The organism is Streptomyces sp. SCA2-17, assembly GCF_044336695.1.
The window spans coordinates 1,709,214-1,723,380 of record NZ_CP117521.1; the positions used below are offsets into that span (position 1 = coordinate 1,709,214).

At 74.0% G+C, this 14,167-nt stretch carries 14 protein-coding genes and 3 tRNA genes; 6 read left to right on the plus strand and 11 right to left on the minus strand.

Annotated features, from left to right (window positions below):
• The first annotated feature begins 123 nt into the window (after positions 1-123).
• Entirely contained in the window at positions 124-930 is an 807-nt protein-coding gene (locus PS271_RS07665; protein ID WP_398381234.1) for a VOC family protein, read from the plus strand.
• 129 nt (positions 931-1,059) lie between these two features.
• Complete coding sequence (locus PS271_RS07670; RefSeq protein WP_398381235.1) at positions 1,060-1,575, plus strand: DinB family protein; 516 nt, start codon at positions 1,060-1,062, stop codon at positions 1,573-1,575.
• Between the two features lie 51 nt (positions 1,576-1,626).
• On the opposite strand, the gene PS271_RS07675 is transcribed toward PS271_RS07670, so the two are convergent.
• The 3 genes from PS271_RS07675 to PS271_RS07685 all read right to left on the minus strand — a co-directional run bounded on the left by PS271_RS07675 (position 1,627) and on the right by PS271_RS07685 (position 4,760).
• Positions 1,627-2,142: a hypothetical protein gene (locus tag PS271_RS07675; protein ID WP_398381236.1), complete on the minus strand. Its 516-nt coding sequence runs from the start codon at positions 2,140-2,142 to the stop codon at positions 1,627-1,629.
• 192 nt (positions 2,143-2,334) lie between these two features.
• Complete coding sequence (locus PS271_RS07680; RefSeq protein WP_398381237.1) at positions 2,335-4,047, minus strand: hypothetical protein; 1,713 nt, start codon at positions 4,045-4,047, stop codon at positions 2,335-2,337.
• Positions 4,044-4,760 (minus strand): ATP-binding cassette domain-containing protein, encoded by a 717-nt coding sequence (locus PS271_RS07685; RefSeq protein ID WP_398381238.1) that lies wholly within the window; start codon positions 4,758-4,760, stop codon positions 4,044-4,046. Before PS271_RS07685 ends, PS271_RS07680 begins: the two co-directional genes overlap by 4 nt.
• 97 nt (positions 4,761-4,857) lie before the next feature.
• Between PS271_RS07685 and PS271_RS07690 the strand changes: the two genes are divergently transcribed.
• Complete coding sequence (locus PS271_RS07690; RefSeq protein ID WP_398381239.1) at positions 4,858-5,496, plus strand: hypothetical protein; 639 nt, start codon at positions 4,858-4,860, stop codon at positions 5,494-5,496.
• A gap of 221 nt (positions 5,497-5,717) precedes the next feature.
• Positions 5,718-6,305, plus strand: a complete 588-nt coding sequence (locus tag PS271_RS07695) for a class F sortase (protein ID WP_398381240.1) — start codon at positions 5,718-5,720, stop codon at positions 6,303-6,305.
• A 46-nt stretch (positions 6,306-6,351) separates the two neighbouring features.
• On the opposite strand, the gene PS271_RS07700 is transcribed toward PS271_RS07695, so the two are convergent.
• The 6 genes from PS271_RS07700 to PS271_RS07725 all read right to left on the minus strand — a co-directional run bounded on the left by PS271_RS07700 (position 6,352) and on the right by PS271_RS07725 (position 8,580).
• Positions 6,352-6,777, minus strand: a complete 426-nt coding sequence (locus PS271_RS07700; RefSeq protein ID WP_398381241.1) for an OsmC family protein — start codon at positions 6,775-6,777, stop codon at positions 6,352-6,354.
• Between the two features lie 125 nt (positions 6,778-6,902).
• Complete coding sequence (locus PS271_RS07705) at positions 6,903-7,499, minus strand: histidine phosphatase family protein (protein WP_398381242.1); 597 nt, start codon at positions 7,497-7,499, stop codon at positions 6,903-6,905.
• Positions 7,492-7,908, minus strand: a complete 417-nt coding sequence (gene trxA / locus PS271_RS07710; protein WP_398381243.1) for a thioredoxin — start codon at positions 7,906-7,908, stop codon at positions 7,492-7,494. The genes PS271_RS07705 and trxA overlap by 8 nt, the downstream gene beginning before the upstream one ends.
• Before the next feature lie 257 nt (positions 7,909-8,165).
• Positions 8,166-8,239, minus strand: a tRNA-Ile gene (locus PS271_RS07715).
• 190 nt (positions 8,240-8,429) lie between these two features.
• Positions 8,430-8,502, minus strand: a tRNA-Asn gene (locus tag PS271_RS07720).
• A 5-nt stretch (positions 8,503-8,507) separates the two neighbouring features.
• A tRNA-Asn gene (locus PS271_RS07725) sits at positions 8,508-8,580 on the minus strand.
• Between the two features lie 194 nt (positions 8,581-8,774).
• On the opposite strand from PS271_RS07725, the gene PS271_RS07730 reads away from it, so the two are divergent.
• The gene (locus tag PS271_RS07730; protein ID WP_398381244.1) at positions 8,775-9,062 is read left to right on the plus strand and encodes a YtxH domain-containing protein; all 288 of its coding nucleotides are present in this window, start codon (positions 8,775-8,777) and stop codon (positions 9,060-9,062) included.
• A 176-nt stretch (positions 9,063-9,238) separates the two neighbouring features.
• On the plus strand, positions 9,239-10,666 hold the full coding sequence (locus PS271_RS07735; RefSeq protein ID WP_398381245.1) for an FGGY family carbohydrate kinase: 1,428 nt from the start codon (positions 9,239-9,241) through the stop codon (positions 10,664-10,666).
• A gap of 24 nt (positions 10,667-10,690) precedes the next feature.
• Here PS271_RS07735 and PS271_RS07740 read toward each other — a convergent pair whose 3' ends face one another.
• Positions 10,691-11,899, minus strand: coding sequence for a sigma-70 family RNA polymerase sigma factor (locus tag PS271_RS07740; RefSeq protein WP_398381246.1), 1,209 nt, complete (start codon positions 11,897-11,899; stop codon positions 10,691-10,693).
• Positions 11,900-12,249: 350 nt separating this feature from the next.
• Positions 12,250-14,151, minus strand: a complete 1,902-nt coding sequence (dnaG, locus tag PS271_RS07745) for a DNA primase (RefSeq protein ID WP_398381247.1) — start codon at positions 14,149-14,151, stop codon at positions 12,250-12,252.
• Positions 14,152-14,167: the final 16 nt, after the last annotated feature.

Below are 14,167 nucleotides of genomic sequence, written 5' to 3' on the forward strand. Positions count from 1 at the left end.
CGGAGGGCGTGCCGCGGGGTGGTGGGACCGGGTGACGCGCGCCCGGACCTGCGCCGACGGGCGGTTGTCAGTGGCGGGTGTCAGGCTGGCTTCGCAGAGGATCCGCGAAGGGAGATCGCTTCCATGATCACCACCGACTTTGTCCCCGGCTCCCCCTCCTGGCTCGACCTCGGCTCGCCCGACACCGCGGCCGCCGCGCGCTTCTACGGGTCGGTGTTCGGCTGGGAGTTCGAGCCCCACGGCCCCGAGACGGGCGGCTACGGCGTCTTCCGGCTGGGCGGGGAGACCGTGGCCGGGATGGGCCCCCTCACCGAGGAGGGCGCCCGGTCCGCCTGGATGATCTACTTCCAGACCGCGGACTGCGACGCGACGGCCGCGGCCGTGCAGCGCGCGGGCGGCACGGTGCGGGTCCCGCCGATGGGCCCCGGCGAGGGCGAGGGCCGGATGGCCCAGTTCACCGACCCGCAGGGCGGCCAGTTCGCCGTCTTCCAGCCGGGGACGTACCCGGGCCTGGGCACGGCCGACCGGGCGGGCACCCTGTCCTGGACCGAGCTCTACACCACCGACGCGGCGGCGGCGAAGCAGTTCTACGGCGCGGTCTTCGGCTGGGCCACGGAGGACATGGACCTGCCGGGCGGCGGCGGCACGTACTCCCTGATCACCCCCGCGGGCCGGGGCAAGGAGCGGATGCAGGGCGGCCTCATGGAGCTCCCCGCCGAGCACCTCGCCCTGAACGGCGGCCGCCCCTACTGGCACCCGGTCTTCGGCTCCGCGGACTGCGACGCGACGGTCGCGAAGGTCGTCGAGGGCGGCGGCACGGTCCAGATGGGCCCGGAGACCGCGGAGGGCGTCGGCCGGCTGGCGGTCTGCCTCGACCTCGCGGGGGCGGACTTCGTCGTCCTCCAGCCGGAAGAGGGCGGGGCGGGCTGACGACCGGGAAGCGCTGAGGCCACGAGGCAGCGCGGAGGGGCCGGGGGCGCGGAAGGCGGGGGGCGCGGAGGGCCCGGGCGGCGGGGGAAAGCGCTCGCGCAGCCGTACGGACATGGGCATGATCGCCGGATGACATGGACAGCACCCGAAATCACCCGGCCCGGCGGATCCCTCTCGGCCGGCGAACGCACCCTCCTCACCGGCCTCCTCGCCTGGCACCGCAGCACCCTGCTCCACAAGTGCGCGGGGCTGAGCGGCGAACAGCTGGCCGAGCGGTCCGTGCCGCCGTCGGACCTGTCGCTGCTGGGGCTGGTCCGGCACATGGCGAAGGTCGAGCGCATCTGGTTCCGCGAGCGGTTCGCCGGCCAGGACGTGCCCCGGCTGCACGGCACGGCGGAGAACGGGAACGCCGACTTCGAGGAGTGCGACCCGGCCCGCGCCGCCGAGGACTACGCGTGCCTGCTGGAGGAGCAGCGCCTGGCCGACGCGGTGGTGGCGGAGGCGTCCCTGGACGACACGTTCACCGCCGGCGGCGAGACGTACTCGCTGCGCTTCGTCCTCCTCCACCTCATCGGCGAGTACGCGCGCCACAACGGGCACGCGGATCTGGTGCGGGAGCGGGTGGACGGGGTCACGGGGGCGTGACGGCGCCCCGCTCCGGGCGCACGGGCGGAGCGGGGCGCCTTCCGGGGTGGATCAGGGGACGTTCAGCGTCAGGGTGTACCGGCTGAGGCTGAACGTGCGGAGAGTGCCGGTCTGGGTGCTGGAGCCGACGCCCGCGTCGCTGTAGCGGGAGGGGGTGAACCGCCCGCCCACGGCGCTGCCCCGGCCGGCTTCGAGCGTGCCGGCCCCGAGGCCGGTGTAGTCCCGTACGGCGCTGACCGACGTCTCCTCGCCGGTGTTGTAGAGCAGCCGGTCGAGGGTCGTCGTTCTCACGAACCCGCCCGAGCCGGTGGCCGAGCCCGCCAGGACGGTGAGGCTGGCGGAGGTGACGAAGGGCGTGCCGGCCGCCGTGCAGCGGAGGTTGCCGCCTCCGACGACGGCGCCCGTGGACACATTGACCGTGAACGACACCGGGCCCGTGCACTGGAGCACGGCGGCCAGGGGATCGTCGTCCGCCGCGGCGGCGTTCGTGGTTCCGAGGCCGAGGCTGAGCGCCCCGGCGACGGCGGCCGCACCGGCGGCCACGCGGCGAGTAGTGGACGAGAACATGGGTCCTCCTTCACTTCGCTGACATCCCGGCGAGACGGCTGCCGGGAGCTTCGGTGGAGGGAGGGCGCGCACCATCCTGCTCCCGAGTGTGCTCCCGTCAACTCATAGGCGGAATCGCCTGTTCAGGTGAATATGCCGGAGTTACGCACCACCGTGACCAGCGAGAAGGACGCAAACTCCCGTCGCCTTCCGTCATTTGCCGGGACGTACGAGGCGGTCCGCGGCCCGTGCGGCGAAGAACAGCAGCCCCGCCGTCAACACCGCCGCCACACCGGCCGCAACAGCCACGGCACCCGCATCCGGCGCACGCCTCAGCACCCCGTAGAGGACGACCCCCAGCACGCCCACCGACACCAGCGGCCCGGCCGCGTACCAGGCGAAGAAGCGGAGCGGGCCGGGGTCGCCCATCGGCGTGCTCACACCGGAGAACATCAGCTCCAGACGGGCCGGTCCGCGGCTCGCCGAGAAGACCGCCGTCGCGGCGAACGGCACCGCACACACCGGCATCAGCACCAGCGCCCACGGCTCCCCCGCCACCGCGAACGGCACCGCCGCGAGCAGCGCCAGCAGGGCGCCCAGCACCGCCGGCACCACCGCGTGCTGGAGCATGAGCGTACGGAAGCGGAACGGGGACCAGGCCGCGCGCCGCACGTCGTCCGTCTCCAGCCGGGCCGGCTCGGCGAGGGCGCCCACGGCGACGTAGCCGAACAACAGGGCGGCGACGAGGCCGATGACCCGGGCGGCACCGCTGAACTGCATGCCCAGGGCGGCCACCGCCGTGGCCGAGGCCAGCCACATCAGCGCCTTCGCCGGGCGGGCGGGCGTCCGCAGCAGGGACAGCAGGTCCCGCCAGACCACCACGAGGTACTTGCTGCGCGGGCGCGGCAGCCGGACGCGGCGCGTGCGGCCGGCGCCGGGGCCGTCGGCGGCCGCGTCCATGAGGGCGAGCTTGGCGGCCCGCAGCTCCGCCGAGTACATCACCGACGACACGGTCTGGGCGGTCGCCGCACGCCGCCGCAGCTGCGCCGTGGGCACGAGCGCGGCGTCCCGGTGCCCCAGCACCAGGCCCGCGGCCGTCAGGAGCACCAGCAGGACGACCGCGGCCGGCCAGCCGGAGGCGTGGCCGCCGGTGACGGAGACGACGGGCTGGGCGGCCCAGCCCCACGGCCCGGACCACAGCTCCACCTGCTCCAGCACGGCGCTCCGGTGCCCGTACGCGGCGGCCGCGGTCTGCCCGGCGAGCAGCATCAGCACGACGACGGCCGCCGGCGAGAAGCGGCGCACGAGGCGCGCGAGCCCGGCCCGGTGCTCCACCGCCATGCCCGCCGCGACGGCCAGCAGCGGCAGGCACACGGCCGCCGGGAGCAGCGCGAGGAAGGCGCCGCCCAGCGAGGCCAGGCCCAGGATGCGCAGGACGACGGCCGCGGCGCACGCGGCCGCCAGGGCGGTGCCGGCCGACACCCCCGCCGACAGCCAGAACCACGGGCGCAGCACGACCGCCCTGCGTACGGGATGGGTGAGCAGCCAGCCGACCGAGGGGGCGGGGACGACGACGGGCCCGCGCCACAGGGCGTCGCGCGCGGCGAACAGGGCCAGGGCGGCGGTCAGGAGCGTGAACAGGGCCGGCAGGGCGCCCTGGACGTGCGCGCCGACGGCGCTGTAGTCCGCGCCGAGCCGGATCCGGCGCAGGAAGTCGACGGTGTACCCGCCTCCGTAGGCGCCGCCGAGGAGCACGACCGAGTAGATGAGGACGGCGATGTCGCGGCCCTTCTGGCGGCGGTGAGCCTTGCGCTTCTCGCGCAGCCAGCGCAGCGCCTCGGCGGTGCGGTCGTCCTCTTCCTCGCTCCATGCGGGCTCGTCGTCGTCGAGGACGTCGCCCGCGCCGCCCGGTGCGTCGTGGCTCATCCGTGCAGCCCCAGCTTCCCCAGGACCTTCGCCGGCGGGCCCTGGGCGATCACCCGGCCGTCCTCCAGGGCGATCATCCGGTCCGCGACGGCCTCCGCGAGCTCGGCCTGGTGCGTCGCCAGCAGGACGGCCACGCCGTCGCGCTTCTCGCCCTTCAGCAGCTCCGCGAGGCGCACGCGGGCGTCCGGGTCGAGCCGCTGTTCGGGCTCGTCGAGGACGAGCAGGTCGCGGGGGCGGACGAGGGCGGCGGCGAGCAGCAGGGACTGGAGCTGGCCGGAGGAGAGCGAGCCGGGCAGCGCCTGCGCGTGGCCGGACAGCCGGCGGTCGGCCAGCACCTCGTCGATCCAGGCGTCGGCGTCCTCCACGGCGTGGGCGACGGTGACGAGTTCGAGGTGCTCGCGCACGGTCAGGTCCGGGTACGTGGCGACGGTGTCGCCGACGACCGCGACCCTGGCCCGCACCTCCGGGTCGTCCTCCGAGATCTTGCGGCCCGCGAACTGCGCGGTGCCGCTCGTCGGCTCGTCCCGGCCGCACGCGATCCGCAGCAGCGTGGACTTGCCGGAGCCGTTGTGACCGAAAAGGGCGGTACAGGTACCGGGTTCCAGGTCCAGGTCGAGCGGGAGCAGCGCCTTCCGCTCCCCGTAGGTGCGGCTGACCCCGCGCAGCCGCAGCAGTGGGGCGGGGGTGCCGTTCGGCGCCGTCGAGCCGGTCATCAGAAGCCTCCGTACGCTGTTGATCGCTCGTCCTGACCCTAGCCAGTGAACGGGCGGGGCCCGGCGGCGCCCGCCTCCCGTGCGCGACGATGCCTCCATGAACCCAGCGCGCGAGCCCGTACCCGAGTCCGCACACTCCGCCGGTGACTCCGGTGACTCCGGTGGCGGAGGCGCCGGTGGCGCCTTCGGGCCCCTCGGCTTCCAGCTCGTCCTGCTGCGGCGGATGGCCGACCACCAGCCCGGCCTGGTCGAGGACGCCCTGCGCGAGCTCGGCGTCGGCAAGGCGGAGATGCGGGAGGCCAACCGCCGCTGGCAGGCCATGCTGCGGGCCCCCGGGCGGCGCGGGGCCGGGCCGCGCTACCGGTCGGTGCTCGGCCCGCCCGAGGCCACCGGCGAGCGCCGCATCGGCGACCTGTCCTGCGAGTCGTCGGCATGGCGGCTGCCGCTCTGGCCGGACCTGCGGTTCGAGGTGCTGGCGGCGCCCGGCGGGGCCGTGTGGAACGAGTGGCTGGTCCGCGCGCCCGGAGCGCCTGCCCCCGAGCTGCGCACCGTAGAGGATCTGCGGCCCTGGTCGTGCACGGTGGACGAGGTGGCGCGTGCCTTCGCCCCCGCCCGCCCCCTGGAGGGCACGGCCCCCACCCGCTGGCGGCTCGCGTTCACCGCGCCGGACGCCGCCGGGGAGCGCCGGGAGCACGTGGTCGAGTTCACGTGGGGGCTCTTGCAGCGGTTCGTCTAGATCCGCCGGGTCCGCCGAGGCCGCTGGACCCGCTGGATCCGCCGGACCCGCCGGCTCCGCCCGGGATGAACAGTCAGTGCGGCGCAGTGATGCAAACCTGAACCATCCTCATCCTTTGGGGGGAGACAGAACTGGCCGTTCACCCGAGGCACCGGGCAGCGGCCTGTTTCTAGCGTGGACGGGTACCAGCGACCGGATCCCCCACACCGGACGGACACCCCATGCCTCTCCCCCGCGGGCCCTCTTCCGTACCCGCCCTGATAGCGGCCCTGATCCTGCCCGTCGCGCTCGCCGCCGCCCTGGTCACCGCCTGCTCGTCCGGCACGGCGGACAGCACGGCGGCCAGCGGCGCCCCGGCCTCGGCTGAGGAGCCGGCCCGCCTCTCCATCCCCTCCCTCGGCGTGGACAGCGCGCTGCTGCGGCTCGGCAAGAACGGTGACGGGACCGTGGAGGTGCCGCCGCCGGAGAAGGGCACGACGGCCGGCTGGTACACGGGCGGGGCGGCGCCCGGCGAGCCCGGAGCCGCCGTCGTCATCGGCCACAGCGACGCCCGCGAGGGCCGTGCCGTCTTCCACGACCTGGAGAAGCTGGACGAGGGGGAGGTCATCGACGTCCGGCGCGGGGACGGCAAGCTGCTGCGCTTCTCCGTCACCGGCAAGGAGACGGCCGACAAGGCGGCCTTCCCGGCGCGGAAGGTCTACGGGCCGACCGGGGAGCGGGCGCTGCGGCTGGTCACCTGCGCGGGCGGACCCGGCGCCGACGGGCACCCGGAGAAGAACCTCATCGTCTACGCGACCCTGACGTCGTAAGGCGGGCCGCGTAGACGAGGAGGACGGGAGTCAGACGGTCAGGCGGTCAGACCAGCTCGGCCGTCAGCGTGATCGTCGTCCCGGTGAGGGCCTGGCTGACGGGGCAGTTCTTCTTGGCGCCCTCGGCGGCCTCCTGGAAGGCCTCCGCGTCCACCCCCGGAACCTCGCCGCGGACGGTGAGGTGGATGCCGGTGATGCCCTCGCCCGGCTGGAAGGTGACCTCGGCCTTGGTCTCCAGGCGGGTGGGCGGGGTGCCCGCGCCCGTGAGGCCGTGGGAGAGGGCCATGGAGAAGCAGCTGGAGTGCGCGGCCGCGATGAGCTCCTCCGGGCTGGTCCTGCCATTGGCCTGCTCGGCGCGCGACGGCCACGACACCGGCTGCGAGCCGATGCCGGACGAGTCGAAGGTGACGGTGCCGCTGCCCTTGAGCAGCTCACCTTCCCAGACGGTGTGCGCGGTGCGGGTGGTAGCCACGGAAACGTCCTCCAGTCACTGCTCGGTTCTCGGAGATCACAGCTTATGGGCTGGGCCCGGGCTACGGCTCCGTGGTCCTCTACGACATCACGTCAGCCCGGCCCGCCGCGGCGGGAAGGGCCGGATCACGCCGATCGCACGTTCCAGGCCACGAGCGTGGGCCGCCCGTGCTCGGTGCCGATCCGGCTGACGGTCGCGGTGTCGAGCCGGAAGAGCGCGCCCGCGGCGGGCGGCAAGCCGAGCCTGCGGGCGGTCAGGACACGCAGGAAGTGCCCGTGCGCGACGAGAACCACGTCCCCGCCGCCGGCCTCCAGCAAGGGGACGGCGCGGGCCAGGACCCGGTCGGCGCGCGCGCCGACCTGCTCGGGCGTCTCGCCCGGGTGCTCCGGCGGCCCTGGGGCGACGCCGTCGTCCCACAGGTACCAGCCGGGGCGGGTGCGGTGGATCTCCTCGGTGGTGACGCCCTCGTAGCCGCCGTAGTCCCACTCGTGGAGGTCCGGGTCGACTTCGGCGCCCTCCAGCCCGGCGATCTCGGCCGTCCGCAGGGCCCGCTTCATCGGGCTCACCAGAACCTTCCCGGGCGTGCTGCCGGCGAGCAGCGGCCGCAGGGCCTCCGCCTGCCGCTCGCCGCGGTCGGTCAGGGCCACGTCCGTGAAGCCGGTGTGGCGGCCGTCGCGGCTCCACTCCGTCTCGCCGTGCCGGATCAGCAGCAGCTCACTCACCGGAGGACTGTCCCTCGCCCTGCGCCGCCGGCTGCCCGGCCTTGGCCTGCTCCTCGGCGACGGAGGCGCGCACCTCGTCCATGTCGAGCCCCCGGGCCTGCCCGATGACGTCCTCCAGCGCGGCCTCGGGCAGCGCGCCCGGCTGCGCGAACACCGCGATGTTGTCCCGGACGATCATCAGCGTCGGGATCGAGCGGATGTCGAATGCGGCGGCCAGCTCGGGCTGGGCCTCGGTGTCGACCTTGGCGAAGACCAGGTCGCCGTGGCGCTCCGCGGCCGCCTCGTACACGGGCGCGAACTGCCGGCACGGGCCGCACCACGACGCCCAGAAGTCGATGAGGACGAATCCGCTGCCGGAGACGATCTCGTCGAAGTTGTCCTTGGTGAGCTCCACCGTGCTGCTGCTCATGCGTCGCTACCTGCTTCCGCTGTGGCGTCGGGTGACCGTCGTAACCGGCCCAGCAGCGCCAACAGGATGACGCCGGGCCGTATTCCGCCGCATACCCGTGCGAGGACGGGGCAGGCGGAACGCGTGGCAGGACGTGGCCGAAGTCATACGCCCCCCGGCCCCGGACAGCGCGAAGCCCCGCCGGGCCGAGCGGGTGCCGGGCCGGGCGGGGCTTCGAAAACGCAGGTCGCATCGTTTCTGCAGCGACGTCGCGAAAGTGGGGCGGGTGGGACTCGAACCCACGGCCGACGGATTATGAGTCCGCTGCTCTAACCGGCTGAGCTACCGCCCCGTTCACGGCGCGTCGCGCACATCTGTGCGCGCCGTCTGCCGCAGCATAGCCGCTCATACGATCTGCTGCCCCTGAGGGGGCGTATTGCGTGACCTACCTGACCATGAGGACTTCGATCACGGCGGGACGGTTCCCTCCGGAAGGCATCGGGATACGAAAAAGGACCCCCGTAGGGGTCCTCGATCGCTTGCTCCTCCGACTGGACTCGAACCAGTAACCTGCCGGTTAACAGCCGGCTGCTCTGCCAATTGAGCTACAGAGGATCGCGCTCCCCCGACTGGACTCGAACCAGTAACCTGCCGGTTAACAGCCGGCTGCTCTGCCAATTGAGCTACAGGGGACTGCTGCGTTTGCCTCGAATGCCCTTCCGGCCGGTCTTCCGGGCGGCGGGCGCTCGCTGCGAGACATACATTAGCGCAAGCAGGGGGGTGCTCCGCCAATCGGTACCCCGGGAGTGACCTTCGCACCCGGCGGGTAGGCGGCGACCACGGTGCGACGACCAAGGTGTCCGAGGGATCCGGAAGGGTGGAGCGGGATGCGCTACCGGCTGACGTTCATGTTGGGAGCAGCCGTCGGATACGTCCTGGGGGCGCGAGCCGGCCGGGACCGGTACGAACAGCTGCGCAAGGGGGCCCGGCAGATCGCCCAGAACCCCGCCGTACGCAACACCGTCGAGTCCGCCGCGCAGAACGGCCGGGCGCTGGCCTCCCAGGCCCTGTCCAAGGCGGGCGACCGGATGCCGGAGTCGGTGGCCGAGCGGGTGCGGACGCTGCGCGAGCGGGGCCAGGGCGCCGAGGACGACTGGGGCACCAGCAACACCTGACCCGCTGACCCGGCCGCCGGCCCGGCCGTTCGGTCCCGTTCTCCCGACCTGTCCCGGCATGCCCCCGCCCCGGTCACACCCGTCCCGGCGGTTCACTCCTGACCCCGCCCGGCGGCGGGGCGGCTAACACCCCTCCGGGGCACGGAGCATGCCCCGGGGTTTGGCATCATCTCGGCATGGGCATAGTCGCGGGCTTGGACAGTTCCACCGAGAGCACACGGATCGTCGTCTGCGATACGGACACGGGTGCCGTGCTCCGGCAGGGGTACGCCCCTCATCCGCACACCGAAGGCGACCCCCAGGCCTGGCTGATCTCCCTGGGCGAGGCCGCCGCCGGCGGGCTCCTGGAGGGCGTCCAGGCCATCGGGGTCTCCGCGCAGCAGCACGGGCTGCTCGCGCTGGACGCCGGCGGGGTGCTCGTACGGCCCGCGATGCTCGGCAACGACAAGCGGATGCAGCCCTCCGCCGCCGACCTGACCGACGCGCTCGGCGGCCGGGCCGCGTGGGCCCAGGCCGTCGGCTCCGTGCCGCAGCCCGGCCAGATGGTCGCCAAGCTGCGCTGGCTCGCCCGCAACGAGCCCGAGTCCGCCCAGCGCATCGCCGCCCTGCTCCAGCCGCACGACTGGCTCGTGTGGCAGCTCCTGGGCCGCCCCCTGCGGCGCACGACCGACCGCGGCGACGCCTCCGGCACCGGCCTGTGGTCGGCCGCGACCGGCTCCTGGCGGCCGGACCTGGTGGAACTCGCCCTGGGCCGCCAGGCGGTGCTCCCCGACGTCCTCGCGCCCGCCGAGCCCGCCGGGCACACCCCCGAGGGGCTGCTGATCTCCGCGGGCACGGGCGAGACCATGGCCGCGGCCTTCGGGCTGGGCGTGGGGCCGGGCGACGCGGTGATCTCGCTCGGGGCCTCGGGCTCGGTCTTCGCCGTGCACCACGAGGCGCTCGTCGACGACTCCGGCACGATCACGTCCCTCGCCGACGCGACCGGCATGCACCTGCCCGTGGTGCACACCCTCAACGCCGTGCGCGTGCTGCGCGGCACGGCGGAGCTGCTCGGCACGGACCTCCCCGGCCTGTCGGAGCTGGCCCTGGCGTCGTCCCCCGGCTCCTCCGGGCTCGTGCTGCTGCCGTACCTGGAGGGCGAGCGCACCCCGCACCTGCCGCACACCGCGGGCACCCTCGCGGGCCTGCGGCGCGAGAGCATGAAGCGCGAGCACCTGGCGCGGGCCGCGTTCGAGGGCATGCTGTGCGGGCTGACGGACGCCCTCGACGTGCTGCGCACGCGCGGGGTGCAGGTGCGGCGGGTGTTCCTGCTGGGGCCCGCGGCGGAGCTGCCCGCGGTGCAGGCGATCGCGCCGGCGCTGTTCGGCACGCAGGTCGTCGTGCCGCAGCCCGCGGACTACGCGGCGCTGGGCGCGGCCCGGCAGGCGGCCTGGGCGCTGGGCGTCCAGCAGGGGACGCTGGCGCCCCACGAGCCGCCCATGTGGCCCGCGGCCGCCGGTCAGGCGTTCGATCCGGGTGAGGACCTCGCCGTGGGGCAGGCGGTGCGGCAGCAGTACGCCGCCGTGCGGGAACAGACCCATCCGGGAGCGCTCCAGGCCGGCTGACCGGGCCGGTCCGGCCGCCCCGCCTCAGTCCAGATAGCCGCGCAGCTGGTCGGCGAACGCGTGGTCGCGGAGCTTGTTGAGGGTCTTGGACTCGATCTGGCGGATCCGCTCGCGGGTGACGCCGAAGATGCGGCCGATCTCCTCCAGGGTGCGGGGGCGGCCGTCGACCAGCCCGTAGCGCAGCTGCACGACCTTGCGCTCGCGCTCGCCGAGCGTCGACAGGACGGCCTCCAGGTGCTCGCGCAGCAGCAGGAACGCGGCCGACTCCACGGGGGAGGCCGCGTCGCCGTCCTCGATCAGGTCGCCGAGGGCGACGTCGTCCTCCTCGCCGACGGGCGCGTGCAGCGAGACCGGCTCCTGGGCCAGCCGCAGCACCTCGCTGACCCGCTCCTGGGTGAGGTCGAGGTGGGCGGCGACCTCGTCGGCCGTGGGCTCGTAGCCGCGCTCCTGGAGCATGCGGCGCTGGACGCGCACGACGCGGTTGATCAGCTCGACGACGTGCACCGGGACGCGGATCGTGCGGGCCTGGTCCGCCAGGGCCCGCGACATGGCTTGGCGGATCCACCACGTCGCGTACGTGGAGAACTTGTAGCCGCGGGCGTAGTCGAACTTCTCCACGGCCCGGATCAGGCCCAGGTTGCCCTCCTGGACGAGGTCCAGCATGGTCAGGCCGCGGCCGATGTAGCGCTTGGCGACGGAGACGACGAGGCGCAGGTTGGCCTCGATGAGGCGCCGTTTGGCCATCCGGCCGAGCACGACCAGGCGGTCCAGGTCGAGGGCGAGCTGGGAGTCCAGGTCCGGGGCGCCGGCGAGCTTCTCCTCGGCGAACAGGCCGGCCTCCACGCAGCGGGCCAGCTCGACCTCCTCGGCGGCGGAGAGCAGCGGGATGCGGCCGATCTCGCGCAGGTACTGGCGGAAGAGGTCGGAGGAGGGGCCGCCGGTGTCGGGGCGTACGGAGTCGGCGGACTCGGAGGAGGCCGCCCGCGGAGGGTCGGATTCCGGCTCCGCGGAGGCCGTTTCGGACGCGGCTTCGGCTTCGGTCCCGGTCTCGGTCCCGGTCTCGGTTCCGGTCTCGGCTTCGGATTCCGCTGCCCGGCTCGCGGCCGGATCCGGCAGGAGCGGCTCGTCGGGGAGGCTCTCGGCCTGCGGTGCGGCGGGCTGCCGGGGCACGCCCTGGGCCGCGGCGGCGGCCTCGGGCCGTGGCTGGGGCCTGGTCGGGGTCCGGGTCTGCACGGGGGCGACCTCCAAAGTGATCGCTGCCGGTTCGGGGCGGCATGCGCCGGAGGGGCGGCAGCGGCCTGGCCGCCGGCCGTCCCGGGGATCAGGAGCGGCTTCGCGAAGGGTTCCGAGTTCCGGGTCCGAGCGGCCGGGCCTGCCGCGTCCGAGGACTCAGGCACCGCCCACCAGTGTGGGGTACGACGCGGGCCCGCCACGAGGGGCTTGCGGGCACTTTCTGAGTCCGTTCCGTGACCGGTGGTTACGGTGCGGTACGGACCTCGGCCCCCGGTCTTCCTCTCGTGCGGAGCCCCGCACCCTGTATCCGCCGCGGCGGAGGGCCGGGGCCTTCACCCGTGCGGGCGCAGCTAGAGCGCCGCCGCGCCCCGGTCCTTCAGGGATCGCGCGTACTGCTCCAGCACCCACAGTTCGTTCTGCACGGCCGCAAGGTGCTCCGGGTCCGGGCGGCTGCCCAGGCGGATCAGGCTGCCCTGGACCTCCTGGATGCGGCGTTCGACGGCGCGCAGCCGGACCTGGACGAGCTGCATTCCCGCGTAGACCTCGTCCACGTTCTTGTGCCGGATCGCCTCGACCGCCAGCTCCGTGATCATCGCCCGGACGGTGTCGTCGGGGGCGGCGTCCCGGACGCGCGTGAGGTAGTCGGCGGGGGCGGCGGTCACACCGCCGGCCTCCTCGATGGCGCGGCGCACGGCCACGTAGGGCGCGGCGGTGAACTCGTCCTCGCCGTACGCGTCGAAGGCCGGGGCCACCAGCTCGGGCCGCTGCAGAGCGAGCTTGAGCAGCTCGCGCTCGGTGAGCGCGACGGGGCTGCGCAGGTTGAGCGCGGGGCCGGCGCGCCGCACGGGCTCCTGCGCCGCCGCGGGGGCGGGCGCCGCGGCCCGGCCGCGCCCTGCGGACGGCGGCTGCTGGCCGCGCTCGCGGGCCCACTTGGCGAGCTGCCCGACGCGGCGGACGACGAACTGGGTGTCGAGGATGCCGAGCATGCCGGCGAGCTGCACCGCGTACTCGTGCTGGATGGAGCTGTTCTTGATGTTGGAGACGATGGGCGCGGCCGCTTCGAGCGCGGCGGCGCGCCCCTCCGCGGTGTCCAGGTTGTGCCGGGCGACGACCTGGCGGATGGCGAAGGCGAACAGCGGGGTCCGGGAGTCGACGAGGGCCTGGACGGCCGCGTCGCCCTCGGCGAGGCGCAGCTCGCAGGGGTCCATGCCGCCGGGGGTGATGGCGATGGAGGTCTCGGCGGCGAACTTCTGGTCGTCCTCGAAGGCGCGGAGGGCGGCCTTCTGGCCGGCGGCGTCGCCGTCGAAGGTGAAGACGACCTCGGCGCCGGAGTTGTCCATCAGGAGCCGGCGGAGGATCTTGATGTGGTCGCCGGCGAAGGCGGTGCCGCAGGTGGCGATGGCGGTGGTGACGCCGGCCAGGTGGCAGGCCATGACGTCGGTGTAGCCCTCGACGACGACGGCGCGGCTGGTCTTGGCGATGTCCTTCTTCGCGAGGTCGATGCCGTAGAGGACGTGCGACTTGCGGTAGAGGGGCGTCTCGGGGGTGTTGAGGTACTTGGGGCCGTTGTCGTCGTCGCGGAGCTTGCGCGCGCCGAAGCCGACGACCTCGCCGGTGATGTCGCGGATGGGCCACATCAGGCGGCCGCGGAAGCGGTCGATGGGGCGGCCGCCGCGGCTCTCCTGGGCGAGGCCGGAGAGGATCAGCTCCTTGTCGCTGAAGCCCTTGCCGCGCAGGAAGCGGGTGAGGTGGTCCCAGCCGGCGGGGCTGTAGCCGACGCTGAAGTGGGCCGCGGCGTCCTGGCCGAAGCCGCGGCTCGCGAGGAACTGCCGGCCGATCTCCGCCTCGGGGCTGTCGAGCTGCTCGACGTAGAACTTCGCGGCGTGCTTGTGGGCCTCGACGAGGCGGATGCGCTCGCCCTGCTGGCGGCCGGGGGTGTAGCCGCCCTCCTCGTAGCGCAGGGTGATGCCGGCCTGGGCGGCCAGCCGCTCGATCGTCTCGGCGAAGGAGAGGTGGTCGATCTTCATGACGAAGTCGACGGTGTCCCCGCCCTCCTGGCAGCCGAAGCAGTAGAAGAGGCCCTTGGCCGGGCTGACCTGGAAGGACGGGGACTTCTCGTCGTGGAAGGGGCACAGGCCCTTGAGGTTGCCGCCGCCCGCGTTGCGCAGCTGGAGGTACTCGGACACGACGGCGTCGATCGGGACCGCGTCCCGTACCGCCTTCACGTCGTCATCGTTGATCCGTCCTGCCACGCCTGAATTCTACGGG

Bases quoted from the DNA above. Each gene is read 5' to 3' on its own strand.
- PS271_RS07665 (WP_398381234.1), top strand. From the start codon at position 124: ATGATCACCACCGACTTTGTCCCCGGCTCCCCCTCCTGGCTCGACCTC.
- PS271_RS07690 (WP_398381239.1), top strand. From the start codon at position 4,858: ATGAACCCAGCGCGCGAGCCCGTACCCGAGTCCGCACACTCCGCCGGT.
- PS271_RS07730 (WP_398381244.1), top strand. From the start codon at position 8,775: ATGCGCTACCGGCTGACGTTCATGTTGGGAGCAGCCGTCGGATACGTC.
- PS271_RS07670 (WP_398381235.1), top strand. From the start codon at position 1,060: ATGACATGGACAGCACCCGAAATCACCCGGCCCGGCGGATCCCTCTCG.
- PS271_RS07675 (WP_398381236.1), bottom strand. From the start codon at position 2,142: ATGTTCTCGTCCACTACTCGCCGCGTGGCCGCCGGTGCGGCCGCCGTC.
- trxA (WP_398381243.1), bottom strand. From the start codon at position 7,908: ATGAGCAGCAGCACGGTGGAGCTCACCAAGGACAACTTCGACGAGATC.
- PS271_RS07685 (WP_398381238.1), bottom strand. From the start codon at position 4,760: ATGACCGGCTCGACGGCGCCGAACGGCACCCCCGCCCCACTGCTGCGG.
- PS271_RS07680 (WP_398381237.1), bottom strand. From the start codon at position 4,047: ATGAGCCACGACGCACCGGGCGGCGCGGGCGACGTCCTCGACGACGAC.
- PS271_RS07695 (WP_398381240.1), top strand. From the start codon at position 5,718: ATGCCTCTCCCCCGCGGGCCCTCTTCCGTACCCGCCCTGATAGCGGCC.
- PS271_RS07735 (WP_398381245.1), top strand. From the start codon at position 9,239: ATGGGCATAGTCGCGGGCTTGGACAGTTCCACCGAGAGCACACGGATC.